This window comes from Desulfobaculum sp., from assembly GCF_054921475.1.
On record NZ_JBUDSW010000015.1, the window covers coordinates 1 to 24,757 of the forward strand.

Annotated in this window: 25 protein-coding genes and 1 other RNA gene; 13 read left to right on the forward strand and 13 right to left on the reverse strand. The window is 60.2% G+C overall.

From position 1 onward, the window contains the following. Positions 1-1,215: 1,215 nt before the first annotated feature. The 13 genes from ACY69P_RS01815 to ACY69P_RS01875 all read right to left on the reverse strand — a co-directional run bounded on the left by ACY69P_RS01815 (position 1,216) and on the right by ACY69P_RS01875 (position 13,024). A complete protein-coding gene (locus ACY69P_RS01815) occupies positions 1,216-1,644 on the reverse strand; it encodes a F0F1 ATP synthase subunit epsilon (RefSeq protein WP_404843874.1) in 429 nt (142 codons plus the stop codon). Between the two features lie 23 nt (positions 1,645-1,667). Continuing rightward, positions 1,668-3,080: a F0F1 ATP synthase subunit beta gene (gene atpD, locus ACY69P_RS01820; protein ID WP_459900390.1), complete on the reverse strand. Its 1,413-nt coding sequence runs from the start codon at positions 3,078-3,080 to the stop codon at positions 1,668-1,670. Between the two features lie 18 nt (positions 3,081-3,098). Further along, positions 3,099-3,974, reverse strand: a complete 876-nt coding sequence (locus tag ACY69P_RS01825; RefSeq protein WP_404843876.1) for a F0F1 ATP synthase subunit gamma — start codon at positions 3,972-3,974, stop codon at positions 3,099-3,101. 19 nt (positions 3,975-3,993) lie between these two features. Beyond that, entirely contained in the window at positions 3,994-5,502 is a 1,509-nt protein-coding gene (gene atpA / locus ACY69P_RS01830) for a F0F1 ATP synthase subunit alpha (protein WP_459900388.1), read from the reverse strand. A 4-nt stretch (positions 5,503-5,506) separates the two neighbouring features. Next, a complete protein-coding gene (locus ACY69P_RS01835; RefSeq protein ID WP_404843878.1) occupies positions 5,507-6,058 on the reverse strand; it encodes a F0F1 ATP synthase subunit delta in 552 nt (183 codons plus the stop codon). Next, positions 6,055-6,633: a F0F1 ATP synthase subunit B gene (gene atpF, locus ACY69P_RS01840; RefSeq protein ID WP_404843879.1), complete on the reverse strand. Its 579-nt coding sequence runs from the start codon at positions 6,631-6,633 to the stop codon at positions 6,055-6,057. Before atpF ends, ACY69P_RS01835 begins: the two co-directional genes overlap by 4 nt. An 86-nt stretch (positions 6,634-6,719) precedes the next feature. Beyond that, complete coding sequence (locus tag ACY69P_RS01845; protein WP_459900385.1) at positions 6,720-7,136, reverse strand: ATP synthase F0 subunit B; 417 nt, start codon at positions 7,134-7,136, stop codon at positions 6,720-6,722. Positions 7,137-7,290: 154 nt separating this feature from the next. Next, entirely contained in the window at positions 7,291-7,716 is a 426-nt protein-coding gene (locus tag ACY69P_RS01850; protein ID WP_459900383.1) for a bactofilin family protein, read from the reverse strand. Positions 7,717-7,770: 54 nt separating this feature from the next. Continuing rightward, on the reverse strand, positions 7,771-8,886 hold the full coding sequence (gene rodA, locus ACY69P_RS01855; protein ID WP_404843882.1) for a rod shape-determining protein RodA: 1,116 nt from the start codon (positions 8,884-8,886) through the stop codon (positions 7,771-7,773). Beyond that, a complete protein-coding gene (gene mrdA, locus ACY69P_RS01860; protein WP_462326382.1) occupies positions 8,883-10,673 on the reverse strand; it encodes a penicillin-binding protein 2 in 1,791 nt (596 codons plus the stop codon). Before mrdA ends, rodA begins: the two co-directional genes overlap by 4 nt. After that, positions 10,654-11,121 (reverse strand): hypothetical protein, encoded by a 468-nt coding sequence (locus ACY69P_RS01865; protein ID WP_462326383.1) that lies wholly within the window; start codon positions 11,119-11,121, stop codon positions 10,654-10,656. The genes mrdA and ACY69P_RS01865 overlap by 20 nt, the downstream gene beginning before the upstream one ends. A gap of 9 nt (positions 11,122-11,130) precedes the next feature. After that, the gene (gene mreC, locus ACY69P_RS01870; RefSeq protein ID WP_462326384.1) at positions 11,131-12,030 is read right to left on the reverse strand and encodes a rod shape-determining protein MreC; all 900 of its coding nucleotides are present in this window, start codon (positions 12,028-12,030) and stop codon (positions 11,131-11,133) included. Then, positions 11,984-13,024 carry a rod shape-determining protein gene (locus tag ACY69P_RS01875; protein ID WP_404843886.1) on the reverse strand — a complete coding sequence of 347 codons (1,041 nt, stop codon included), beginning with the start codon at positions 13,022-13,024 and terminating at the stop codon, positions 11,984-11,986. The genes mreC and ACY69P_RS01875 overlap by 47 nt, the downstream gene beginning before the upstream one ends. A gap of 146 nt (positions 13,025-13,170) precedes the next feature. Here ACY69P_RS01875 and mnmL point away from each other — a divergent pair, with 146 nt between their 5' ends. The 13 genes from mnmL to ACY69P_RS01940 all read left to right on the forward strand — a co-directional run. Then, a complete protein-coding gene (gene mnmL, locus ACY69P_RS01880) occupies positions 13,171-14,139 on the forward strand; it encodes a tRNA modification radical SAM protein MnmL/YtqA (protein WP_462326385.1) in 969 nt (322 codons plus the stop codon). Next, positions 14,136-14,612, forward strand: coding sequence for a methylated-DNA--[protein]-cysteine S-methyltransferase (locus ACY69P_RS01885; protein ID WP_462326386.1), 477 nt, complete (start codon positions 14,136-14,138; stop codon positions 14,610-14,612). Before mnmL ends, ACY69P_RS01885 begins: the two co-directional genes overlap by 4 nt. A 151-nt stretch (positions 14,613-14,763) precedes the next feature. Next, positions 14,764-16,146 carry a bifunctional UDP-N-acetylglucosamine diphosphorylase/glucosamine-1-phosphate N-acetyltransferase GlmU gene (gene glmU / locus ACY69P_RS01890; protein WP_462326387.1) on the forward strand — a complete coding sequence of 461 codons (1,383 nt, stop codon included), beginning with the start codon at positions 14,764-14,766 and terminating at the stop codon, positions 16,144-16,146. Between the two features lie 45 nt (positions 16,147-16,191). Continuing rightward, positions 16,192-16,422 carry a cell division protein ZapB gene (gene zapB, locus ACY69P_RS01895; protein ID WP_404843890.1) on the forward strand — a complete coding sequence of 77 codons (231 nt, stop codon included), beginning with the start codon at positions 16,192-16,194 and terminating at the stop codon, positions 16,420-16,422. Positions 16,423-16,437: 15 nt separating this feature from the next. Beyond that, on the forward strand, positions 16,438-16,704 hold the full coding sequence (zapA, locus tag ACY69P_RS01900) for a cell division protein ZapA (protein ID WP_404843891.1): 267 nt from the start codon (positions 16,438-16,440) through the stop codon (positions 16,702-16,704). A 22-nt stretch (positions 16,705-16,726) separates the two neighbouring features. Next, positions 16,727-16,908: non-coding RNA, 6S RNA (ssrS, locus tag ACY69P_RS01905), on the forward strand. Between the two features lie 237 nt (positions 16,909-17,145). Further along, entirely contained in the window at positions 17,146-18,705 is a 1,560-nt protein-coding gene (gene rny, locus ACY69P_RS01910; protein ID WP_404843892.1) for a ribonuclease Y, read from the forward strand. A 267-nt stretch (positions 18,706-18,972) separates the two neighbouring features. Continuing rightward, the gene (locus tag ACY69P_RS01915) at positions 18,973-19,443 is read left to right on the forward strand and encodes a cytochrome c family protein (RefSeq protein ID WP_462326388.1); all 471 of its coding nucleotides are present in this window, start codon (positions 18,973-18,975) and stop codon (positions 19,441-19,443) included. Between the two features lie 15 nt (positions 19,444-19,458). Further along, positions 19,459-21,474, forward strand: coding sequence for a methyl-accepting chemotaxis protein (locus ACY69P_RS01920; RefSeq protein WP_462326389.1), 2,016 nt, complete (start codon positions 19,459-19,461; stop codon positions 21,472-21,474). Positions 21,475-22,004: 530 nt separating this feature from the next. Continuing rightward, the gene (locus ACY69P_RS01925; protein ID WP_404843895.1) at positions 22,005-22,385 is read left to right on the forward strand and encodes a desulfoferrodoxin; all 381 of its coding nucleotides are present in this window, start codon (positions 22,005-22,007) and stop codon (positions 22,383-22,385) included. A 29-nt stretch (positions 22,386-22,414) separates the two neighbouring features. Then, a complete protein-coding gene (gene rd / locus ACY69P_RS01930) occupies positions 22,415-22,573 on the forward strand; it encodes a rubredoxin (RefSeq protein WP_404843896.1) in 159 nt (52 codons plus the stop codon). Positions 22,574-22,723: 150 nt separating this feature from the next. After that, complete coding sequence (locus ACY69P_RS01935; RefSeq protein ID WP_462326390.1) at positions 22,724-23,929, forward strand: FprA family A-type flavoprotein; 1,206 nt, start codon at positions 22,724-22,726, stop codon at positions 23,927-23,929. Between the two features lie 84 nt (positions 23,930-24,013). Then, a partial coding sequence (locus ACY69P_RS01940) for a cytochrome ubiquinol oxidase subunit I (RefSeq protein ID WP_462326391.1) occupies positions 24,014-24,757 on the forward strand: 744 nt, incomplete at its 3' end.

Genomic DNA, 24,757 nt, shown 5'->3' on the forward strand with positions numbered 1-24,757 from the left:
GGGGCATGGGTTGGAACGTGGGGCGGGGATGCGGGGCGGAGGCGCTGAGGTGGGCGGTGGGGTGGCGCAGAACGCGATGTACTCCGCAGGCTTAAGGGCGTTGCCCTTAAGAATCCCACGTGCGGTCACGACGGGCGCCACAGGAACAAGCGTGGCGGCACCCCTGACGGCTTTCGGGGCATGGGATGGAACGTGGAGGGGCGGGGATGCGGGGCGGAGGCGCTGAGGTGGGCGGTGGGGTTATATAAAGCGTTTTTTTTGGGGGGGGCTTGGTGGTGTGGTTAAGCGGTGAGAATCCCTGTCACTGGAAGAACAGAAGGCAAAGGGGCATGGAGTACGGATTGGAGAGCGGTATCCTGCAGTGCAGAGACGAAGTCTGAGGAATCCGATGGCACGTGGAGAGGAAGACCGCCACAAAACGCATTCACCTTCAAAGCGAGGAAAACGAAAGGCTGTACTCGAATCCTCCATCCGGGCCGACAACACCTCTCCCCACTCTTACGACAACACCGAAAAAAACTTACCTTCCCAAAAACACAAGCCCCCGTACGCATACACAGAAGCCACACTCCCACCACAAGCCAGCCCCGGCCCCCTCCCCCCTATTTTTGGAGCGGCTTCCGCTCGAAAAGACCTAAGGATTGTATAGAAAATTCACCTTCGTTCCGTAACCTGCTCTGCTCCTTATCTCTCTACAGCCTTTCAGGCCGAACGACCTCAAAGCACAAGTCGCCTCAGACCGTCAATCAAGCGCTCCATAACAATTAGCCTTAATCACCAACACATGGGCGGAAACGTTTTATCCCTTCTCCTTCTGAACACGCGGCTCCACGACACACAAGCCCCCCGTACGCACACAGAACCCACTCTCCCACCTCAGCCCACGTTCAGCTGTACAATCCGAAACATGGGTAACACATCTGTCCGGGAACAGAGGTAACAGGTTCTGGCGGCACAGGTTGCCCACCACCCTATTTTTGGAACGGCTTCTGCTCCAAAAATCCTAAGGATCGTTAAGGAAAATATTTCCCTAACAGCTCTGCTATCGTGATCTCGAAGGCCCTTCATCCCTTCAGGCCAAACGACCGAGGAGGTCAAGGCGCCGGAGGCACAATTCTTTCGCCCTCTTGGCAGGTGAGGCAAAACGAAAGGCGGACCACCTTTTGGGGTGGTCCGCCTTTGTTTCGGGGCAGTACAGCGATGGGTTACGATCGCTTAGGACGCTTTGGTTCCGGCGCTGGAAGCGTGTTCCTGGCAATTGAGTCGCGCGAGGGCGCGAGCCAGGGCAGCCTGAACCCGAGCGTTGTCGATTTTTTCCTGCTGCTGTGCGAGGCGCTGTTCGGCACGTTCACGTGCCTTGCGGGCGCGCTCGATGTCGATTTCAGCGGCTTTTTCGGCCACTTCAGCGAGGATGGTGACTTTATTAGCGGAGACTTCTGCGAAGCCTCCAGCGACGAAGACGTAGTACGTCTTGCCGTTTTCCTTATAGTACAGATTGCCAATCTTCAGTGCGGACAGGAACGGCACGTGGTTCGGCATGATGCCGAATTCGCCCTCGTAACCGGGGGCTCCCACGTACTCCACGTCCTGGCTGAGGACGAGTCTGTCCGGGGTGACAATCTCAAGATGCAGCGACTTGGCCATAGCTTCCTCCTGTTAACCAGGACTTAGCCCTGGGCCTGACGGGCCTTAGCCTTCTCCAGAGCCATTTCAATGCCACCGACCATGTAGAAGTCGTTTTCATTCATGTCGTCGTGCTTGCCCTCGAGAATCTCGCGGAAGCCACGGATGGTGTCCTCGAGCTTAACGTATTCGCCGGGGGTACCGGTGAACACCTCAGCCACATGGAAAGGCTGAGAGAGGAAGCGCTGGATTTTACGAGCGCGTGCGACGGTGAGCTTGTCTTCGTCGGAGAGCTCATCCATACCAAGGATGGCGATGATGTCGCCAAGGTCCTTGTACTTCTGCAGAATCTCCTGCACCTCACGAGCGGTCTGATAGTGCTCGGCACCCAGGACGTTGGGGTCCAAGATACGGGAGGTGGAGTCAAGCGGGTCCACCGCGGGGTAGATGCCCAGCTCGGCAATCTGACGGGACAGAACGAGGGTACCGTCAAGGTGCGAGAAGGTCGTTGCCGGCGCGGGGTCAGTCAAGTCGTCAGCGGGGACGTAAACGGCCTGGACGGAGGTAATGGAGCCCTTAACCGTCGAGGTAATACGTTCCTGCAGGCCACCGAGGTCAGTACCGAGCGTGGGCTGGTAACCAACAGCGGAAGGCATGCGGCCGAGAAGTGCGGACACCTCGGAACCGGCCTGGGTGAAGCGGAAGATGTTGTCGATGAAGAGGAGCACGTCCTGGCCTTCTTCATCACGGAAGTATTCCGCACAGGTCAGCGCGGTGAGCGCGACACGGGCACGGGCTCCCGGAGGTTCGTTCATCTGACCGTAGATGAGCGCGGCTTTCTCCAGAACGCCAGCGTCCTTCATTTCGTGGTAGAGGTCGTTACCTTCACGGGTACGCTCACCAACACCGGCGAACACGGAGATACCACCGTGCTGCTTGGCGATGTTGTTAATCATCTCCATGAGGATAACGGTCTTGCCAACACCGGCGCCGCCGAAGAGGCCCATCTTACCACCCTTGGGGAAGGGGATGAGCAGGTCGACGACCTTGATGCCGGTTTCGAGCACTTCGATGTCGGTGCTCTGCTCGGTGAAAGTCGGAGCGGCGCGGTGAATGGGGAGCTTCTTGTCAGCTTTGACGTCACCCATTTCGTCCACGGGGCGGCCCACGACGTTCATGATACGGCCGAGGGAGCCGGAACCGACGGGCACCTGGATAGGTGCGCCGGTGTTCACGACTGCCATGCCACGCTGGAGGCCTTCGGTGGCGTCCATGGCGATGCAGCGGCAGACGTTGTCGCCGAGGTGCTGGGCAACCTCGACCACGAGGTCGGGCGCATCGACGTTATTCGGATTTGAGATTTCAAGCGCGGTCAGAATATTCGGCAACTGACCCGCGGGGAATTCGACGTCAACAACGGCGCCGATTACCTGAACGATTTTTCCGTTAGCACTCATAGCAATAATGCCCCCTTCTTATCCATTCAGCGCTTCTGCGCCGCTGACAATATCCATAAGCTCCGTGGTGATAACCGCCTGACGCGTCTTGTTGTAGACGAGCGTGAGGGAGTCGACCAAGTCGTCGCAAGCCCTTGTGGCGTTGTCCATGGCGGTCATGCGTGCAGCATGCTCGGAAGCAGAGGTGTCAAGCAGCCCGCGATAGATCTGGACCTTGATAAAACGGGGCAGCAACTCGGCCAGAAGTCCTTCGACTTCGGGCTCGTAGATGTACTCCGCACCGGAGTCCTCTTCCACCTCTTCGGCCTCGCCGGCCTCGATGGGGAGGATATCCAGCGCCACCGGATCCTGCTTCACCATATTAATGAACTTGCCGTAAACGACGGTCACTTCGTCCAGTTCACCGGAGAGGTAGCCGTCGATGACCTGCATTCCGACCTGATTCGCCAGGGTGAAGTCGTAGTGGCTCATGGCATCGGGCAGGCCCAGAGGCATTTCGAAGTCGGACTTGGCGACAGCGTCGCGTCCCTTCTTGCCGATGCAATAGAACTTTACGGTCTTCCCCTCCGCAGCTTTCTGCTCGGCCAGCTTCAGCGCCCTCTTGATGAGGTTGGTGTTGAAGCTGCCACACAGGCCGCGGTCGGAGGTAATCAGGACGATTGCCGAGGTTTTGATTTCTTCGCGGACTTCAAGGAGCGGATGCGCGTCGGTATCCACACCAGCCGCGAGGTCACCAAGCATCTCGTAGAACTTGTCGGCGTAGGGGCGGAAGCGCTCAATGCGATCCTGAGCGCTGCGCATCTTCGCCGAGGCCACCATATTCATGGCCTTGGTGATCTGCTTGGTCTTCTTGACCCCGGTTATCTTCAGTTGGACATCCTTGAGTGAAGGCATGTCATGACCTCCTCAAGTATTAAGCCTGAAAGTTCTTCTTAAACTCTTCGATAGCAGCACGGAGCTTGCCGTCGATTTCGTCGTCGATGACTTCCTTGGTCCTAATGCCCTCAAGGATGTCGGCCTTGGAGTTGCGCATAAAGTCGAGCAGCTCGGTCTCGCACTTTGCAACAGACTCAACAGGGACATCATCCATGAAGCCACGGGTCGCCATAAACATGGACACAATCTGCTCTTCAACAGGCTGCGGCTGGTACTGGGGCTGCTTGAGCAGTTCCACCAGACGGGCGCCCCGGTTCAGCTTCTGCTGGGTGCCCTTGTCGAGGTCGGAACCGAACTGCGCGAAGGCGGCCAGCTCGCGGTACTGAGCCATTTCCAGACGCATGGTACCGGCAACCTGCTTCATGGCCTTGATCTGCGCGGCGCCACCAACGCGGGAGACGGACAGACCAACGTTAATGGCCGGACGGACACCAGCGTTGAAGAGGTTCGGCTCCAGGTACACCTGACCGTCGGTAATGGAGATAACGTTGGTCGGGATGTAGGCGGACACGTCACCGGCCTGGGTTTCGATGATGGGCAGAGCGGTCATGGAACCGGCGCCCAGATCGTCGTTCACCTTCGCGGCACGTTCCAGCAGACGGGAGTGGAGGTAGAAGACGTCACCGGGGAAGGCCTCACGTCCCGGAGGACGGCGAAGCAGCAGGGACATCTGGCGGTACGCGGTAGCCTGCTTGGACAGGTCATCGTACACGATGAGGCAGTGCTTGCCGTTGTTGCGGTAGTACTCGCCCATGGTCGCGCCGGTGTAGGCGGCGATGAACTGGAGCGGTGCCGGCTCGGAAGCGGTGGCCGAAATGATGGTGGTGTACTCGAGGGCGCCGTGCTTGCGCAGGACGTCGGCAACGAGGGCCACGGAAGCCTTCTTCTGGCCGATGGCAACGTAGATGCAGTGCACATCGGAGTTCTTCTGGGCCAGGATGGCGTCGATGCAGACAGCGGTCTTACCGGTCTGGCGGTCGCCAATGATCAGCTCACGCTGACCGCGGCCGATGGGGGTCATGCCGTCAATGGCCTTGAGGCCAGTGTACATCGGCTCGTGAACGGACTTACGGGCGATGATGCCCGGAGCCTTCAGCTCCACCGGACGGATTTCATTGGACTCGATGGGACCCAGACCGTCGATGGGCTGACCCAGCGGGTCGATAACGCGGCCCATAACGGCGTCGCCGACGGGCACGGAGAAGATCTTGCCGGTACGCTTGACGGGGTCGCCTTCCTTGATGCCGGTGTCGTCGCCGAGAAGGGCCACACCCACACTGTCTTCTTCAAGGTTCAGCGTCATGCCCATCAGGCCACCGGGGAACTCCAGAAGCTCCATGGCCATGGCGTTTTCCACGCCGTGGACTCTGGCGATTCCGTCACCGACATAGAGAACCGTGCCGGTTTCGGTCATCTCCACCTTGGATTCGTAATTAGAAATCGAATCCTCAATGATTTTACTGATTTCTTCAGCTTTGATCTGCATGGCCCTACTCACCCCTTTTGATCTGTTCTTTCATACCGTGAAGCTGAGCGCGCAAGCTAGCATCCAAAATCTTGTCACCCACCTTAAGCACCACACCGCCGAGGATGTCGGCGTTGGTATCGAAGTCCAGCACAAGCTCTTTGCCGAGCTGCTCGGCGAGTTCCTTGCGGACTTCCTTCTGCCGTGCGTCCTCGAGTGCGACGGCGGTGACGAGTTCGCCACGCACCACGCCCTTGGCTTCATCGAGCAGAGCGCCAAAGTAGGCTTCGATTTCCGGCAGAATGGACAGGCGGTCCTTGTCTGCCAGCAGGAAGAGGAAATTCCTGGCGGTAGGATTGGGATCCAGCTTAGACAGAATCTTCTCCACGATGGCCTTCTTTTCCTCAACGGTGAAGATGGGGTTGCGGAAGATCTTAACGAGCTCCGGCGTGTTCTTCATCGCGGAGGCGAATTCGGCCAGGTCCTTGCCGTATGCCTCGATCTCGGCATCGCCCTTTTGCTGTCCTATGGAGAACAGCGCACGGGCGTACCTGCGTGCTACGATATCAGCAATCAATTGAGCACCACCTTCGTTAATGAATCGTTGATCAGCTTGTTGTGCTCATCGGCAGAGAGCTTCTCCGCCAGGAGCCTTTCAGCGGCGTCAACGACCAGCTCTGCCACTTCGGCGCGAACATCCTGAACGGCGGTCCGGCGTTCCTGCTCGGCAGTGAGCTTGGCCTGGGCGGTGATCTTCTCTGCGCTTTCCTTAGCACCCTCAATGATGGATGCCTTGAGCGTTTCGCCCTGCGCACGGAACTCGGCCAGGATGGCCTCGCGTTCCTGCTCGATGTTGGCGATGTTCTTCTCGACCTCAGCCAGCTTTTTCTCGGCATCTTCGCGACGTTCTGCCAAGTCGGCCAGCTGGGTCTCGATCTGTTTGCGGCGGCCACCGAAGATTTCGGCGATCTTCTTTCCGGCGAACTTGTAGATGATGCCGGCAAAGATGATAAAGTTGACGACACGAAGTCCGAAGTCTTTCCAGTTCGGCCCGTGCCCCCCGTGCGCGCCGCCAGCCTCGGACGCATAAGCGACCGATGCCACTGCCAGTACGAGCAGCAAAGCCGGCACGATTCGTTTGAGCCCTTTCAACGCGAAACCCTCCTTTCCATCCGGTTCTTTGGCTTAAGCAAAAAACGAGAAGGCGAAACCCGTACGGCTTCGCCTTGTGCGCGGAACTAGCCGAGCACCTTGGCCACAACTTTGCCAGCCATGCCATCCACCTGAGCCTTGAGGTCGTCCATGCAGGACTTCACCTCTGCGGCGACGGCGTCACGCTCGGCCTTGAGCGCGGTGGCGGCTTTGCCGTTGGCGGCCTCAATGATGCCCTTCTCCTCGGCAACACCCTCTTCGCGGAGGTTGCTGCGGATATCCACGCCGTTGCGGCGGGCCTCGTCGAGGGCGGCGGAATAGTTCTTCAACTTCTGCTCCGCGGTCTCGTTGAAGCCTTCGGCGTCCTCAAGGTATCCGGCCATCCGATCATTACGCTTTCTGATGATCTCACGGATGGGACGGACGAGAAGAAAGTTAAGAACGACCAACGTGACCACGAAGTTCACAAACTGAATAAAAAAGGTGATATCGAGATCAATCATACGCGCCCTCTCGGAGGTTGTGAATTATTGAGCAAAGTCAAACGGCCTTTAGCCAATTTCCAGCGACCTGTCAAAACTTTTTTATAAACCACCGGCTTTGCGGCGGCTTTTCAGAGGCGCCTGCAACTCGAGAAAAAAAGCACATTCTCGGGCGCTATTTCGTTACTGCAAGGGACGGTTTGGAGGATGCAGAAGAGCCCGTCTGGCGGGCATCGGCGGCGTTTTTACCAGCCTCTGCATTGGGGGCGGCCTTCTTGGTGCCCATGCTGATGCTGCCTTCCATTACCGCACCTTCTTCCATCATGAGCACAGGGGTGGCCATGCTGCCGTCGACGTTGGCCGTTTTGTGCAAAACAACCTTGCCGGTGGCGCGCACTTCTCCCTGCACTTTGCCGCTTACGATAAGCTGGCCGACGTGGATGGTTCCTTCCACGCGTGCGTCCTTTCCGATGACGAGGGTGCCTTCGGACTCCACTTCGCCATTGAATTTGCCGTCAATACGGACGGAACCTTTGAACTCCAGGCGCCCCTGGTAGGTGGTCCCGCTGCCAAGAAAGGCATTGATCTCGTCGCGCGCCATGAGTCGCTCCCGATCACGAAGGTTCACAGCAGGCCGCGTTCGGCTTTCGCGCGGCTATCCGCGCTTGAACACGAACCTGCGCATGGAAACGTTCAACACAAGGCCTATGAGGCACAGATTCACCACTGTGGCGCTGCCGCCGTAACTGATGAACGGCAACGGAATGCCCACAACCGGCATCAGGCCAAGCACCATCCCCATGTTGATGAGTATCTGCCAGAAAAAATAGAAAAAGACCCCAGCGGCGAGAAAGCTGCCGAAACGGTCCTTCGCGTCATGCGCCGTGAGGTAAATTTGATACAGGAAGAGGCAGAAAAGGGAAAGGAGAATAATACACCCGATAAAGCCCCATTCCTCGCCAAAAACGGCGATGGCAAAGTCTGTATGCTTCTCGGGAAGAAAACGCAGCTGACTCTGTGTGCCGCCCAAAAAGCCCTTGCCCCACAGTCGGCCCGAGCCGATGGCTATCTGCGATTGGATAATATGATAGCCCGCACCAAGGGGGTCGCGTCCCGGATTAAGGAACGTCAAAATGCGCTGCTTTTGGTAGTCGTGCAAAACGAACCACGACAAAGGCATCAGGATTGGCCCCATGATGACCAGTGTCTTGAACACGCGCATCTCCACACCGCGATACAGCACAAGGCCGCCCAGCAAGAGCAGGACAGACAGTCCCGACCCAAGGTCCGGCTGCAGTATCACAAGCCCCGCAGGGAGCATGCCCACGGCAATGACGGCAAACAGCCGCAGCCACCCAAGGGGCAGCTGGCCTTTGGACAGAATCTTGGCCCCGATGAGCAGGATGGAAATCTTGGCGACCTCACTGGGCTGGAGGTTAAAGAACCCAAGGTCCAGCCAGCGGCGCGCGCCGTAAATGGTTTTGCCGAAAAAGGGCACGCACAACAGCAAGAGCACCGTCACCCAGAACATAGGCCACGCCAGCGTCTTGAGGTGGCGGTAGTCGAACAGCATAAAGAACAGCATGCCGCCAAAGCCCATCATTCCCCACAGGAACTGCTTTTTGTAGAACGGGTTGACGGACAGCCCGCCCTCCATGCGAAACCCGCTGGCCGAATACAGATTCAGCACGCCCACGGCGAACAGCAAAACCGTCAGTCCCAAGAGGGACCAGTTGATATGCAGCAGGATGCGGCGGTCAATGGGGGTCATTTCTTCTTCCCGAAAAGGTATTGGTAGACGCTTTTGAGGATTGGCCCGGCGGCGGAGCCACCGTGTCCGCCATGCTCCACCATACAAACGGCGACATAGGTCTTGCCGTCCTTTTCGCCGAAGGACGCCAGCCATGCGTGGTCGCGTTCCTCGTAGGGCATCTCCTCCAGCTTGCGGCGCTTGTCGCCCTTTTTGAGCTTGAGCCGTACCACCTGTGCGGTGCCGGTCTTGCCGCCCATAACGGCGTCACGGCGCTTCAGGCGCCGCGCTGTGCCGGTGTTCACGGTCTCCACCATGGCCTTGACCAGCAGCTCGCGGTGCTCGTCGGACAGGGGCAGATGCCCCAGCTTTTCCGGTTCGCCACCGGCGATGAGCTTGGGCCGCAGGATGTCGCCGCCATTGAGGAGTGCGCCGATAAAACGCGCCACCTGCAGGGGCGTCACAAGGGTGTAGCCCTGCCCGATGGCCATGTTCAACGTCTCGCCGCCCTGCCACGACTCGCCAAAGCGGCGGCGCTTCCACTCCCGCGTGGGGATGAGGCCGGACTTTTCGTGAGGCAGGCGGATGCCCGTCTTCTCACCAAAGCCGCAGGCCATGGAGAAGGCGCTGAGCTTGTCCACGCCAAGGCGGTTGCCCATCTCGTAGTAGTAGACGTCGCAGGACTTGACGAGGCCCTTCATGAAATCTGTATTGCCATGGCCCCATTTCCGCCAGCAGCGGAACACGCGGCGGCCAAGCTTCATAAAGCCCGGGCAGTAGACCTCTTCCTTGGGGTCGATGCCCTCGGCCAGCACAGCGCCGCCCACCACCAGCTTGAAGACCGAACCGGGGGGATAGGTGCTCTGGACCACACGGTTTTGCAGGGGATGCATGGGATTATCGCGCAGGCTGGCCCACTGTTTGTTGGACAGCCCGGTCACGAACCAGTTGGCGTCAAAGCTCGGCTGACTGACAAAGGCCCGGATTTCGCCGGAGTCCGGCTCCATGACCACGATGGCCCCGGCCTTGCCCTCCAGCATGTCCGAGCAGCGCTTTTGCAGGCCAAGGTCAATGGACAGCGTCAGGTCCTCGCCCGCCTGCGGCGGACGCAGGGTATGCTGGTTCAGGCGCCGTCCGGTGGCGTCCACCTCAAGCTGACGAAGGCCCTTCTCGCCGCGCAGACGGTCCTCCAGCATATATTCCAGACCGCCCTTGCCCACGTTGTCGCCAAGGCTCAGAGACGGGTCTTTTTCCAGTTCGTCCTCGTTGGCTTCGGCCACGTAGCCCAGCACATGCGAGAGTAGCGCGCCCTGCGGATAAAACCGGCGCGGGCGGACCACAATCTCCAGCCCCGGCCAAAACAGGGCATTGGCCTCAATGCGGGCCAACTGCTCAAAGGGCAGGTCCGGGACAAGGATGAGCGGCTCAAAGGGCTTCACCCGCCGGCGGCCCTTCTTGAATTTCTTTTCGAGGTCGGCGCGTTCCACACCGGTCCACGCGCTGATTTGGTCCAGCGTGGACTCGATATCGCGGACATCCTCGCGGATGAGGCCGAGGGCGTAGGCGGGTTCGTTGACGGCCACAAGGGTGCCGCTACGGTCGCGGATGAGGCCGCGCGGCGCGTGCAGATATTCCTGTCGCAGCTGGTTGTCGCGCGCCTTCTGGGCGAACTCGGCGCCCTTGTGCACCTGCAGGTACCAAAAGCGCAGGGCAAAGAGGCAGAACAGGCCCCATATCAGGCACTGCAGCAGGATGAGACCGGTGCGCGGTGGCGCTTGGCCTTCCGGTTCAAAGTGCGTTGGTGCCATGGCGGACCCAATTTTTGTAGATGGCGTAGGCAAAAGCCCACTCGATGAAGAAAATACCGGCCTGCAACAGCCCCTCGGTCATGAGGCGGGGAGTGGAGACGGACAGGTCCTGCAATTGGGCCATCAGTTCAAAGAGGCCCACGTGCCACACGCCCATGGCGATGCCAATGAGCATGACAAACAAGAGGTTGGTGGACTCGAACAGCCAGCGCCCCGCCCAAAACAGCGCGCCAAGGGCGGCGTACCACAGCAGCGCGGAGCCAAAGGCCATACCGCCCGTGCCCTCCTGCACCAGAATCCAGATGCAGGTCAGCCACGCGGCAACGCGGACCTCGCGCTCCTGCATGAGGATAACGAGGCCCGGGGCCAGAAAATCCACGCCGGGAACCAGACGCTGCAGCCAGATTCCCGCAACGGTAAAGAGTGTCCACCAAAGGAGCGGATGCATGTGGGGTTCCTATTTCGCCTTGCTTGGCCCGGATTCGGAGACAACGGCCTCCTGATGCAGAATGAGCGCCTCCTCGACATTGCGCAGGTCCACCAGCGGTTTGGCCCGCACGGTCAGAAACAGCGAAATGTCCGAGCGCTCAACGCCCACCACCCGCGCCACGGGCAATCCCTTGGGGAAGATGCCCGCCAGCCCGGAGGTCAACAGCACCTCGCCAACGGCAAGGGGGGCGTTCTGCGGCACGTATCGCACTTCCAGCATGCCTTCGTCGCTTCGGCCGCACAAAACGCCGCTGACGCGGCTTTTGGAGCCAAGAACGGGCAATTTGCTGTTGATGTCGGTGATGAGCAGGACGGTAGCCGTGGTCAGCCCGCGGCGCAGGACGCGGCCCATGACGCCGTCCTCGGTGCAGACGGGGTCGTTTTGGTCCACGCCCGTTGAGGAGCCTTTGTCCACGGTGAGGGTATCCAGCACGGCGCCGGGGCCAAGACGGTGCGCAATAACGCGCACGCCCTGCCGCGACCAGCCGGGAACCGGAGCAAACGACATGAGCCGCCTGAGGCGCTGGGCCTCGGCGGCGTCTTCTTGCACTTTTGCCAGTTCCAGCTTGAGCTGGCCCACCCGGGTCTGAAGCTGCTCGTTCTCTTCGCGCACGTCCACAAGGTAGACGTAGTCGCGCCAGAGCGTTGTGGCCTTGTCCACGGTCCACTGGCCGGGCTTGAGCACCCAGCCGACGAACTCCAGACCCGTGTGGCCGGAAATGGCGTCCAGTCCTCCCGTACGCAGATTCCACGTAAACAGACTCAGGTACAGGAACAGGATAAGGAGCAGGGCACCGATGGCCCCTTTTCGCGATCGGAGGTTAATCGATCGTGACCTCCTTGAGGACGTCCAGATTGTCGAGCGCACGGCCGGACCCCAGCACAACAGTCGACAACGGATCGTCCACAACGGTGATGGGCAGTCCGGTCTCCTCCCGCAGGAGCTGGTCCAGTCCCTTCAGCAGCGCGCCGCCGCCGGTGAGCACAATGCCCCGGTCCACGATATCCGCGGCCAGTTCGGGGGGCGTCTGCTCAAGGGCGATGCGGCAGGCCTGAACAATGGCGTCCACCTGTTCGGCAATGGCCTTGCGCACCTCTTCGGACGTGATGGTGATATTCTGCGGAATACCGGAGACGAGGTCCCGGCCCTTGACCGACATTTCCACCTCGTGGGACGAGGGGTAGGCGCTGCCCGCCTGAATTTTGATGGTCTCGGACGTGCTCTCGCCGATGAGCATGTTGTACTTGCGCTTCACATACTGCATGATCGCCTCGTCCATCTTGTCGCCGCCAACGCGGACGGACTTGGAATAGACGATGCCGGACAGCGAGATGACGGCGACCTCGGTGGTGCCGCCGCCGATGTCCACAACCATGTTGGAGGTGGGCTCGGTGATGGGCAGGTCCGCGCCAATGGCCGCGGCCATGGGTTCCTCAATGAGGTACACCTCGCGTGCACCCGCGCTTTCGGCGGATTCCTTCACGGCGCGCTTTTCCACCTGCGTAATGCCCGTGGGCACGCAGATGATAATGCGCGGCCGCACCAGACGGCGGCTGTTGTGCACCTTGGTGATAAAATGCCGCAGCATGGCCTCGGTGATCTCGAAATCGGCGATGACGCCATCTTTCATCGGCCGGATGGCGACGATGTTTGCCGGGGTACGCCCGAGCATCTGCTTGGCTTCGAGCCCGACGGCGAGAACCTTCTTGCCGCCCTTGCTGTCCTGTTTGACGGCAACGACGGAGGGTTCGCGCAGCACAATGCCCTGCCCCTTGACGTAAACGCAAGTATTGGCTGTGCCCAAGTCTATCGCGAGATCATTGGAGAAAAATCCGAGAACCGTATCCAAGATTCTGGACATAAACACTCTCTTGGGTCAATGAATTCGTGGAATTTCGGAAGGCTGGAACCTGGGTGTGCTCCAGCCCGCAACGTCACTCTGAGTTAGTATACAAACCACTGTCATCAGGCAAGGGGTCCACACTAAATTCTCCCGGATACATATTTATGAACCGTTTCCATGGCCTCTCGGCCTACCTCAAGCGCCGCTTTGGCGGGCGCGTCCACAAAATCCCGCTGGACGCGGGATTCACCTGCCCCAACCGCGACGGAAGCCTGTCCACACGCGGGTGCGCCTTTTGCGACGCCAAGGGCGCGGGCACCGGACTTTTGGCCAGCGGGGCGGACCTTGCGGCGCAGTGGGATAAATGGCGCACCCAGCTGGGCGACAAATACGGCGCGCACCTTTTTTTGGCGTATTTGCAGTCCTATTCCAATACCTACGGCCCCATAGAGCACCTGCGCGCCACCCTGGAACGCATCACGCCCCTGCCGCAGCTGGCGGGGCTGTGCATCGGCACGCGTCCGGACTGCCTTGACGACGCCAAGCTGGACCTGCTGGCCAACCAGCCCATTGAGGAAATCTGGCTGGACCTTGGCCTGCAAACCGCGCGGAACGACACCCTCGCCCGCATCAACCGCGGGCACACCGCCGAGGACTTCGCCGCCGCCACCCGCGCCGCGGCAGAGCGCGGCCTCAAGGTCTGCGCCCACCTCATTATGGGCCTGCCCGGTGAGGACGAGGACGATTTCCTTGCCAGTGTGGACTACGTCAACGCTCTGCCCATCCACGGCATCAAGCTCCATAACCTCTTTATCTGCCCGGGCACCCCCCTTGAGGACATGTGGCGCACTTCGCCCTTTCCTCTTCCCTCGCGTGGGGAGTACATTGAAGCCGTGGTCTTCGCCCTTGAGCATCTGCGCCCGGAAATCGTGGTCCACCGTATTGTCTCGGACCCGGAATCCGGCCAGCTTGTCGCGCCCGAATGGGCGGCCATGAAGCGACCCACCATGAACGGCGTTACCACCGCCCTTGCGCGGCTGGACACATGGCAGGGGCGCGCCCTTGCCCCGGACCGCCCCATGCCGGAGTGGTTTGAGCACGACGTCCCCTACCCACAAGGACTGTTTGCATGACAACACAAACGGAAACCCTCACCGCCGGTCCCCTTGCCCTCACGCTGACGTGGTCCGGCGCGCTGCTCACAGGTTCCGCCCTGTCGTGGAGCGAAACCACAACGCCATCGCTCAAGCTGTCCGCTGCGGGCAGTGCGGTGCAGCGCGTGCTGGCAAACTATGTTCTGGGCCGTTCGGTCACGTGGCCGGACCTGCCCCTTGCCGAACACAAGCTTCCGGCCTTCACCCGCCGCGTCCTTGCCACCCTGCGGCGCGAGGTCCCCCACGGCCACACCGTCACCTACAAGGAACTTGCGGACATGGCAGGCTCGCCCAACAGCGCCCGCGCCGTGGGGCAGGTCATGGGCCGCAATCCATGGCTGCTGCTGGTGCCCTGCCACCGCGTGCTGAGCACAAGCGGCCTTGGCGGCTACGCCGCGGGCGTGGACCTCAAGCGCGCCCTCCTTGAGCTGGAGGGCGTTCCCGCGCCGTAGGCTTCGCCCTGCCCCGACACGGCCCCGCAGCGACCATAAAGACTGGTACAGATACTGGACAACACCGCCGCCGCCACGCTAAGCGGCTGTGGGCGGACGCGCCGCAGGCCGCCGCATGCACCACGCACAGCAATCCCAAGGAATGAAACATATGTCCCAACGCACCGTGAACGCAGGCGCACTGGTCCTCGCCGCCGGAAAGGGCACCAGAATGCGCTCCAATACGCCCAAAGTTCTGCACACCATTCTTGGCGAGCCCATGCTGTGGTACGTCCACAGCGCCCTGTCCACCCTGCCCCTGTCCGGACTGTGGACCGTCATCGGCCACGGCGCAGGCGACGTGCGCGCGGCCTTTTCGCACCTTGGGGAGGACGCGTTCATTGTGCAGGAGCAGCAGCTGGGTACGGGGCACGCCGTGCAGGAGGCGTGGGACGCCATCACCGGTGCGGGGCTGGACGCCGTGCTGGTCGCCAACGGCGATACGCCGCTCATTCCCGCCGCCAGCCTGCGCGCCCTCATGGACGAATCCATCGCCCAGAATGCGGACATTGCCTTTTTGACCCTGACCCTCGACGACCCCGGCGCATATGGCCGCGTCACGCGCGGCGCGGACGGCACGGTTGCCGCCATCATCGAGGCCAAGGACTTCCGCCCCGAGGACCACGGCGGCGAAGTGCATGAAATCAACGCGGGCATCTACTGGCTGAACACCGCGACCATCGGCCCGCTCCTCAGCCGCCTGACCAACAAGAACGCCAGCGGCGAGTTCTACATCACCGACCTTGTGGCGCTGGCCGTGGCCGAAGGGCTGACCGTACAGGGCATCAACGGCGGCAGTGACCCGCACCTTTTGGGCGTGAACAGCCCAGCCGAGCTTGTGCGCTCCGAGGAACTTCTGCGAAAGCGCATCGTGGACGGCCTGCTGGACGAAGGCGTGCTCATCCGCCGCCCGGACGCCGTGACCATTGGCCCACGCGCCAGCGTTGCCCCGGGCAGCGAGATCTGCGGCCCCTGTGAAATCCTTGGCGAAAGCACCATTGCCGCAGGCGCAAGCGTCGCCTCCAACGTGTGGATGCACGACAGCCACATCGGCGAGGACTCCTCCGTGCTGCCCTTTTCGCACCTTGAACAGGCCACCGTGCAGGCGCGTTGCCACATCGGCCCCTACGCCCGCCTGCGCCCCGGCGCGCTGGTGTGCGACGAGGCCAAGGTCGGCAACTTCGTGGAGATGAAAAAGGCCACCCTCGGCCCCGGCTCAAAAGCCAGCCATTTGACCTATCTTGGCGACACCGAAGTGGGCACAGGCGCCAACATCGGCGCAGGCACCATCACCTGCAACTACGACGGCGTGAACAAGTTCAAAACCGTCATTGAGGACGACGCCTTCATCGGCAGCAACACCGCCCTCGTGGCCCCCGTAACCATCGGCAAAGGCGCACTTGTCGGCGCAGGCTCGGTAATTACGCGAAACGTCAAAGAAAATACCATAGGCATCACCCGCGCAAAACAACGCGAACTTCCAAGAAGGAAGTAACACATTTCTTGATTTTACTATCTGAACAGGGTAGAAATTTCGCCTATGGATGCACTGAGCCAGTTGGAAGCCCGAATCGATTCCATGCTTGCCAAGAACCGGGTTCTGGAGGAGGAAAACCGGCGTCTTCGGCGGGAGCTCGATGGTGGCAAACGAGAGCTTGAAAGCGAAAACCGAGCTCTGCGCGACGAACTCGAGCGCGAACGGGCCGGAAAGAGAGACGTCCTCGCCAAGATAGACAATCTGCTGGAAAAACTTCAGTCAGAGACTGAATAGGCGGAATATCTACATATGCCGAGTTACACTCTTTCTGTCCTTGATTTGGAAGTTTCCTTCAGGGCAAAGGCTGACCATACCCGAGTTCTCAAGGCAAAGGAGCTTCTTGAGGAACGGTACCGGGAAATCACGCAGCACGGTAGACGACTGAGCAAAGAGAAGCTGTTGACATTCCTGGCTCTTGGGCTGGCAGACGACCTGCTCCAGAGCAACCGGAAACTAGAAGAGCTGGATGGAAAACTTTCCGATCTTCTCGATAAGATCGATAATGGCGGGACCTGATTAACGGGCGTCATACTTGCGTATCTCCCTGGGGGGTTTGTGATTGAGGAACAATTTTTGAGCCAACACTTCTAAAACGGGAGCAGCTTTAAGGCCTGCCCGTGTGCACACCCGCAAGACGGGGAGCCTGACGGCAGGTACAGCAGCACCCACCTTGCTTTGCAAGGTTCAAAAGAGTTCCCAACACGGCGCCCCGGGGTAGATATATACATTCTTGGTTGTGGGAGAATACCTTAACCCGGCATGAACGCTTACAGGATCAACCCTTAACACGCCTGCCCCGCCTTTCCTCATGGCCCCTTGCGGGTCTTCCAGCCGCGGCTGCCTCCGGCCGCTCACTTCCGATGTATCGCTCTTCACCCCTCGCCGCTGGCAGGAGCAGAAGCCCTGCCGAAGTATATCGGGTTTGCGGCAACCCGTAGCGCATAAAAGGAGAGTGCCATGAGTTTGGCAATATTGTTCGCCGCAATTGTCGGCGCGGTATTAGGGGCCTCAGCAGGCTATGTCCTGCACAATTACATCTCATCGAAGCGGCTGGCAGGCGCCAAGGACCTCGCCGACCGCATCCTCGACGAGGCCCGTAAGGAAGGACAGGCCCAGCGCAAGGAGTACATGCTCCAAGCGCAGGACGAAATCCTCCGCCTGAAAAAAGAAATGGAGGGCGAGTTCAAAGACGTTGAACGCGACCTCAAAAAACGTGAATCCCGCAACCAGGACAAGGAAGAACGCCTTGAGCGCCGCGTAGAGGAATCCAACCGCAAGGAATCCGAACTCGTCGCCATGGAAAAGCGTCTCTCCCGCCTCGAACGCAAGCTGACCAACCGTCAGGAGCACATCGAGGAACTGGAAGGACAGCAGATGACCAAGCTGGAGGAAATCTCCGGCCTGACAGCTGAAGAAGCCAAAGAACGCCTCATGGGTGAAATTGAATCCCAGACGAGGCACGAGGCCGCCAAGCGCGTCCGTCAGATTGAGATGGAAGCCAAAGAAACCGGCGACCGCAAAGCCAAAGAAATCCTCGCCACCGCCATCCAGCGGTATTCCGGCGACTTCGTCAACGAGCAGACCGTCGCCGCCGTCACCCTGCCCAGCGAAGATATGAAGGGCCGCATCATCGGCCGCGAAGGCCGCAACATCCGTGCGCTGGAAGCCGCAACGGGCGTGGACCTCATCATTGACGACACCCCCGAAACCGTCGTCCTTTCCGCCTTCTCCCCCTTGCGTCGCCAGGTCGCCAAGCTGGCACTGGAACGCCTCATCAGCGACGGCCGCATCCATCCGGCCCGCATTGAGGACGTGGTGAAGAAAGTGGAACAGGAAATGGACGTCAAGCTCCGCGAAATTGGCGAGCAGGCGACCTTCGACGTGGGCGTGCACGGCATCCATCCCGATGTCGTCCGTCTGCTGGGCCAGCTCCAGTACCGCACCAGCTTCTCCCAGAATGTGCTCCAGCACTCTCTGGAAGTGGCCTCCCTGTGCGGCATCATGGCCGCAGAGCTTGGTCTGGACGCCAAAAAGGCCAAGCGCGCCGGCCTGCTGCACGACATCGGCAAAGCCGTGGACCACGAAGTGGAAGGTCCCCACGCCCTCATCGGCGCGGACCTCGCCAAGAAATACGGCGAGGGCAAGGACATCATCCACTCCATCGCCGCCCACCACGAGGACACCGCCCCCACCACGGTGCTGGCCGTCCTCGTCCAGGCTGCGGACAGCCTCTCCGGCGCACGCCCCGGCGCGCGTAAAGAGCTGCTGGAAAACTACGTGAAGCGCCTTGAAGAGCTGGAAGGCATCGCCACCAGCTTCGAGGGCGTCTCCAAGGCTTACGCCATTCAGGCCGGACGCGAAATCCGCGTCATGGTCGATTCCGAGCGCATCGACGACGACAAGACCTACCTGCTGTGTAAGGACATCTCCCAGAAGATTGAGGAGAACCTCACCTACCCCGGCCAGATTCGCGTGACCTGTATCCGCGAACGCCGCGCCGTGGGCTACGCCAAGTAGCGTCAGCGCTCCCAACCAGAACACACGGACCGGAAAGGCTCAGCCTTTCCGGTCTTTTTTTTGCGCCCAGCGCGCCGCGCCTATGTCCTCAATAGAATGCACAATGCCCTTGTACAAAAAAAGACCATTACAGCACGCACACGCAAAAATCGAAATGTGGCAGGCCTTACAACGTATCACCCAAACCCATGTCACAACTCGGGATATTGACATCTGTTGTCCAAGGCGCAATACAGCTGACATGGACTCTAAGAGGGAGGGAATTCCATGCGAATCCGGCTTGTTGCACCGCTTATTCTTGCGTCTGTGGCCCTAATCCCCTTGTTCACACGTCCTGTGGCCGCACAGGAGAAGACCTACGTCGGCTCCAAAGCGTGCGCGGAGTGTCATCCCGAACAGTATGACAACTTTATGCGCCACGCCAAAAAAGCCACCTCCGCCCACAGCATCAAAATCATGTCGTCGGACCTCACCGAAGAGGAAGAACGCGGCTGCTACGCCTGCCACACCACGGGATACGGCGAGCCCGGCGGATTCGTGAGCTTTGAGGAAACGCCGGAACTCGGCCACGCCGGGTGCGAGGTCTGCCACGGCCCCGGCTCCGTGCATGTGGAATGGGGCGGCGACCCGGACCAAATCCACGGCTCGCTAAGCATTGAGGACTGTGAACACTGCCACAACGAGGAACGTGTCGGCGCGTTCAACTTCAAGCCCATGCTCTACGGCGGGGCGCATTAAAGGAGGTCGGCAGGCATGGGATTCTACAGCAAATCATTGCGGCTCAAGATCATTGTCCCCATCTCCATCATCACCATCTTTACCTTTGCCGTTCTTGGCGTCACCAACTCCGCGTGGCACCGCCACGCCACCACGGACATCATCCACGACTCCGCCACCCGCATCGCCTCCACCCTGCTCTCCGCCATTGAGGAGCCTATGGCCATCGGCGACAACGAGGGCACGCAGATGCAGCTGCGCAAAGTGGCGGACAGCTACAGCGACGTCACCGTCTTCCTGACCAACTTCAAGGGCAACATCACCTACTCCACGGATGAAGAGGCCGTCCGCAAGGACCTCGCCACCATCCGCCCGGAGCAGGACATCCAAACCCTGCTTTCCGCCAGCCTTGCAGCCCCGCAGGAAGCGGGCGAACTGCTGCACATTGGCGGGCGGCCCTACTTTGTGGCCGTCAATTCCATCCCCAACGAGGCAAGCTGTCACCACTGTCACGGCGCGTCCCAGCCCATCCTCGGGTCCATGGTGCTCATGCAGGACGTCAGCCCGCAATTTGCGGACCTGTGGAACGCGGAAAAGATGACCATCGGCCTCTCCCTCGCGGGAGCGGCCTTCCTGCTGCTGGCGCTTCTTGGCTTCATCAAGCGTATGGTCATCTCCAAGGTGGTCTGCATCGCCGACATCAGCGACCGCATCAAGGACGGCGATTACAACGCGGAATTCGACACCTGCGGCGACGACGAACTCGCCTCGCTGTCCGACAACCTGCGCGTCATGGTGCAAACCGTGCAGAACCAGCTGGAATACAACAAAAGCATTCTGCACGGCATCATCATCCCCCTCATCGTCACGGACCGGGACGAACGCGTCACCTTCACCAACGAGCCCATGCGCCGCATCCTCGGCCTGCCAGAGGGGCGTATTGCCGGGCGGAAGATGTCTGACCTCTTTGCCCAGTGCCCGCCCGAGCACGCCCAGGTGGCGCGCCGCGTGCTTGCCACGGGCGCCAGCGCAAGCGGCCAGCTGACCTACACGGGGCAGGACGGCGCGCAATACCCCTTGCACTACGAAGTTTCGCCCCTCACGGACGCCAACGACGCCGTGGTCGGCGCCATCGCCACCATGATTGACCTGACGCAGGAGGAAGCCGACAAAGAGCGCATCCGCGCCCAGCGCGAGAACCTGCTCCACGTGGCGGATGACGTCACCGAGGTCGCCACAGCCCTTACCGCCTCGGCGGACCAGCTGGCGCACCAGATGCAGGAACTCATGAACGGCATGGAGCAGACCTCGGCCCAGACCGGGCAGGTGGCCGCCGCCATGGAGGAAATGAACGCCACGGTTCTGGAGGTTGCCCAAAACGCCGGGCGCGCCGCCGAGGCCTCAACCTCTGCCAGCGGCGTGGCCAAGGACGGCGGGCAGGAAGTGGAAAACACCGTCATGGAAACGCGCCAAATGGCCGAGACAACGCAGGGCCTTGCCCAAAGCCTTGGCAGCCTGTCCGAACGCGCCGAGGACATCGGCCACGTGATGAGCGTTATTAATGACATTGCAGACCAGACCAACCTGCTGGCGCTCAACGCCGCCATCGAGGCCGCCCGCGCTGGCGAGGCCGGGCGCGGCTTTGCCGTGGTGGCGGACGAGGTGCGCAAGCTGGCGGAAAAGACCATGCAGGCCACCCGCGAGGTGGACGGCGCCATCCGCGGCATTCAGGACAGCGCCCACGACGCCGTCTCCGCCATGGACCAAACCCGCGACCGCGCAACCCACACCCAGTCCCTGGCCTCCAACGCGGGCTCCGTGCTGACGCGCATCGTCTCCCAATCCGATTCCATAGCGGACATGGTGCGCTCCATTGCCACAGCGGCGGATCAACAATCCTCCACCAGCGATGAAATCAACGCCAATGTCTCCAGCATCAATGAATTGTCGCAGGATATCTCCCAGCGCATATCCACGGCCAACGCGTCCATTCAGGATGTGGCGGGCATGGCAAAGCAGCTGAGCACCTTGGTGGAGAAATTCCGCGAATAAGTCCAGTTCTCCAAGCCGCCCGCATGCTGCATGCCATGGTTCCCCACCACCACGCGCATGCAGCATGTGGGCACTTTTCCCCAACTGCGTAGGTAGCGCACAGTTCCTCCCAGCAGTACTGCACGGCATCCCGTGCGACTCTCCGTCCTTTCAAATGTTCATTTCCTGTCAGGAAAGCGTGTTGATAGAGCCCCACCTTTTGCGTATATAGTGTTGGTGAATCCTTAAAGAGACGGTTTTCCTCTTTTTCCGAGGCGTTCCATCTCTTCGGCATTTGAAAAATGCCCAGATTGTGGCAGACTACCTTCCAACTCCTAGGGGGATGATGGGATTTCAATGCCAACACATCACAACACGGCGCACCACAGTCAGCGCCGCACCTCACCGCACCGCGCGCATTTGGAATGCCCTGCCATCACGAAGGAATTTGGAAAATTCCTGCCCAAACCCCTTGTCAAAGGCCATCTTAATCGCTAATGGTTCCTAATACCAACTGCGAATCACCTGCAATGAAAAGACAGGAGGAAACCATGCCCGAAGTATTAGAAGTCTACAAATGTGAAGCATGTGGAAACATTGTGGAAGTGCTGCATGGTGGCGCAGGCGAACTGGTCTGCTGTGGCGAGCCCATGAAGAAGTTCGCTGAAAACACCGTGGATGCCGCCAAAGAAAAGCACGTGCCTGTCATTGAAAAGACAGCCGACGGCTATAAGGTAAAGGTTGGCGACGTGGCCCACCCCATGGAAGAAAAGCACTACATCGAGTGGATTGAACTCATCGCGGACGGCAAAGCCTACCGCCAGTTCCTGAAGCCCGGTGACGCTCCCGAAGCCACCTTCTGTATTTCCGCCAGCTCCGTGACGGCCCGCGAATACTGCAACCTGCACGGCCTGTGGAAGGCCGAGAGCTAAGCCCCCAGCGGCAAAAGGAGATTCCCCTCATGGCCAAGTATGTTTGCACCCTGTGCGGCTATGTGTACGACCCCGCCGAAGGCGATCCCGATAGCAACATCGCCCCCGGCACCGCCTTTGAAGACCTTCCCGATGACTGGGTCTGCCCCATCTGCGGCGCAGGCAAGGAAGACTTCGAAAAAGAATAGCATCCATGGCCCCCGCTTGCCGGGGGCCTTCCCGGCGGGGCGGCAGTGTCCGTCACGCCCGGAAGGCCCGCGAGAGAGAAACCGGGCCGCAGGGAAGACGCCGCGCACGCGGCGAAACACAGACTCACAAACGAAACGGACAGAACAATCATGAGACCGGTTGAAATCAAAAAAGACATCTACTGGGTTGGCTGCGTTGATTGGAACGGCATTGACTTTCACGGCTATTCCATTGCCCGTCACGGCACCACGTACAACGCCTACCTCGTCAAAGACGAAAAAATCACCCTGTTCGACACGGTAAAGCCCGAATTCCGCGACGAATTCCTCGCCACCCTCGCGCAGGTCGTGAACATTGAAGACATCGACTACATCGTGGCCAACCATCTGGAGCCCGACCACGGCGGCCTGCTTGCCGACCTCGTCGAGCTGGCCAAGCCCGAGAAAATCTTCTGCTCCCCCATGGGCAAGCGCGCCATTGAGGCCCACTTCCACCCCGAAGGCTGGCCCATTGAAGCCATGAAGACCGGCTCGTCCATCTCCCTTGGTCAGCGCACCGTGCAGTTTGTGGAAACCCGCATGCTGCATTGGCCCGACTCCATGCTGTCCTACATCCCCGAGGACAAGCTGCTCATCACCAACGATGCCTTCGGCCAGAACATTGCCTCCTCCGAGCGCTACGCGGACCAGCTGGACCGCGGGTTCCTGAAGCGCCGCATGATGGAGTACTACGCCAACATCGTTGTGCCTTACTCCCCCGTTGTGGAAAAGACCCTCGACGGCGTGCATGAGCTGGACCTGGACGTAGACATGGTGGCCCCGGACCACGGCGCCATCTTCCGCGGCAAAGAGGACGTGGAGTTCGCCATGCAGACCTACCGCGAGTTTGCCGAGCAAAAGCCCACGAACCGCGCCGTCATCGTATACGACACCATGTGGCACTCCACGGAAAAGATGGCCAAGGCCATCGCCGACGGCCTCATGGACGAGGGCGTGGAAGTACGCCTGATGCACCTGAAGAGCTACCACCACTCCGAAGTGATGACCGAGGTCTTTAAGTCCGGCGCTGTGCTGATGGGCTCCCCCACGCACAACAACGGCATCCTGCCGCTGGTGGCCGACATGCTCACCTACATGAAGGGCCTGCGCCCGCAGAACAAGGTGGGCGCGGCGTTCGGCTCCTTCGGCTGGAGCGGCGAATGCGTCAAGACCATCACCGAATGGCTGGAGTCCATGAACTTTGACGTTGTGGACCCGGTGAAGACCAAGCACGTCCCCGCCAAGGAATCCCTTGAGGAATGCCTTGAACTGGGCCGCGCCGTCGGCAAGGCGCTCAAAGCCAAACTGGCCGACTAAATCCGTCTCGCACGCGCCGGGGGTCTCCGGACCTCCGGCGCTTCTTGAACCGGCGCAGGAAACCACCGACCAAGGGGGCACACAATGGATGCTTTGTTCCTCTCGCGGCTCCAGTTCGCTGCCGCGACCATGTTTCACTTCATTTTCGTCCCGCTGACGCTGGGGCTTTCCATCCTCGTCGCCGTGATGGAAACCAAGTACGTCACCTCCGGCAACGAGACGTACAAGAAAATGGCGAAGTTCTGGGGCAAGCTGTTCCTCATCAACTTTGCCCTCGGCGTCGTCACCGGCATTACGCTGGAATTCCAGTTCGGCACCAACTGGTCCCGCTACTCCGCCTATGTGGGCGACATTTTCGGCTCGCTGCTGGCTATTGAGGCCACGGTGGCGTTCTTCCTTGAGTCCACGTTCATTGCGGTGTGGGTCTTTGGCTGGGACAAGCTCTCGCCCAAGATGCACTGTGCCGCCATCTGGATTGTGGCCATCGCCTCCAATCTTTCGGGCCTGTGGATTCTGCTGGCCAACGGCTTTATGCAGAACCCCGTCGGCTACACGCTGCAAAACGGCCGCGCGGAACTCGCCAACTTCCTTGACGTTATCACCAACCCCTTTGGGTGGATGCAGTTCTTCCACGTCATCCCGGCGTCGCTCATCGTCGCGGGCTTCTTTATCATGGGCATCAGCGCATGGCATTTGCTGCGCGGCTCGCACACGGATTTCTTCCAGAAGTCCATGCGCGTTGGCATCTACGCAGCGCTCATCTTCTCGCTGTTTACCGCCTTTGAGGGCCACATGCACGGCAACGAGGTGGCCCAGGTGCAGCCCGCC

Coding starts and splice junctions, on each gene's coding strand:
- ACY69P_RS01875 (WP_404843886.1), bottom strand. CDS start 13,024: ATGTCCAGAATCTTGGATACGGTTCTCGGATTTTTCTCCAATGATCTC.
- zapA (WP_404843891.1), top strand. CDS start 16,438: ATGCCGAGTTACACTCTTTCTGTCCTTGATTTGGAAGTTTCCTTCAGG.
- ACY69P_RS01915 (WP_462326388.1), top strand. CDS start 18,973: ATGCGAATCCGGCTTGTTGCACCGCTTATTCTTGCGTCTGTGGCCCTA.
- ACY69P_RS01815 (WP_404843874.1), bottom strand. CDS start 1,644: ATGGCCAAGTCGCTGCATCTTGAGATTGTCACCCCGGACAGACTCGTC.
- ACY69P_RS01850 (WP_459900383.1), bottom strand. CDS start 7,716: ATGGCGCGCGACGAGATCAATGCCTTTCTTGGCAGCGGGACCACCTAC.
- ACY69P_RS01865 (WP_462326383.1), bottom strand. CDS start 11,121: ATGCATCCGCTCCTTTGGTGGACACTCTTTACCGTTGCGGGAATCTGG.
- ACY69P_RS01935 (WP_462326390.1), top strand. CDS start 22,724: ATGAGACCGGTTGAAATCAAAAAAGACATCTACTGGGTTGGCTGCGTT.
- zapB (WP_404843890.1), top strand. CDS start 16,192: ATGGATGCACTGAGCCAGTTGGAAGCCCGAATCGATTCCATGCTTGCC.
- ACY69P_RS01885 (WP_462326386.1), top strand. CDS start 14,136: ATGACAACACAAACGGAAACCCTCACCGCCGGTCCCCTTGCCCTCACG.
- rodA (WP_404843882.1), bottom strand. CDS start 8,886: ATGACCCCCATTGACCGCCGCATCCTGCTGCATATCAACTGGTCCCTC.
- ACY69P_RS01920 (WP_462326389.1), top strand. CDS start 19,459: ATGGGATTCTACAGCAAATCATTGCGGCTCAAGATCATTGTCCCCATC.
- mnmL (WP_462326385.1), top strand. CDS start 13,171: ATGAACCGTTTCCATGGCCTCTCGGCCTACCTCAAGCGCCGCTTTGGC.
- mrdA (WP_462326382.1), bottom strand. CDS start 10,673: ATGGCACCAACGCACTTTGAACCGGAAGGCCAAGCGCCACCGCGCACC.
- rd (WP_404843896.1), top strand. CDS start 22,415: ATGGCCAAGTATGTTTGCACCCTGTGCGGCTATGTGTACGACCCCGCC.
- glmU (WP_462326387.1), top strand. CDS start 14,764: ATGTCCCAACGCACCGTGAACGCAGGCGCACTGGTCCTCGCCGCCGGA.
- ACY69P_RS01925 (WP_404843895.1), top strand. CDS start 22,005: ATGCCCGAAGTATTAGAAGTCTACAAATGTGAAGCATGTGGAAACATT.
- ACY69P_RS01845 (WP_459900385.1), bottom strand. CDS start 7,136: ATGATTGATCTCGATATCACCTTTTTTATTCAGTTTGTGAACTTCGTG.
- ACY69P_RS01825 (WP_404843876.1), bottom strand. CDS start 3,974: ATGCCTTCACTCAAGGATGTCCAACTGAAGATAACCGGGGTCAAGAAG.
- rny (WP_404843892.1), top strand. CDS start 17,146: ATGAGTTTGGCAATATTGTTCGCCGCAATTGTCGGCGCGGTATTAGGG.
- atpA (WP_459900388.1), bottom strand. CDS start 5,502: ATGCAGATCAAAGCTGAAGAAATCAGTAAAATCATTGAGGATTCGATT.
- atpD (WP_459900390.1), bottom strand. CDS start 3,080: ATGAGTGCTAACGGAAAAATCGTTCAGGTAATCGGCGCCGTTGTTGAC.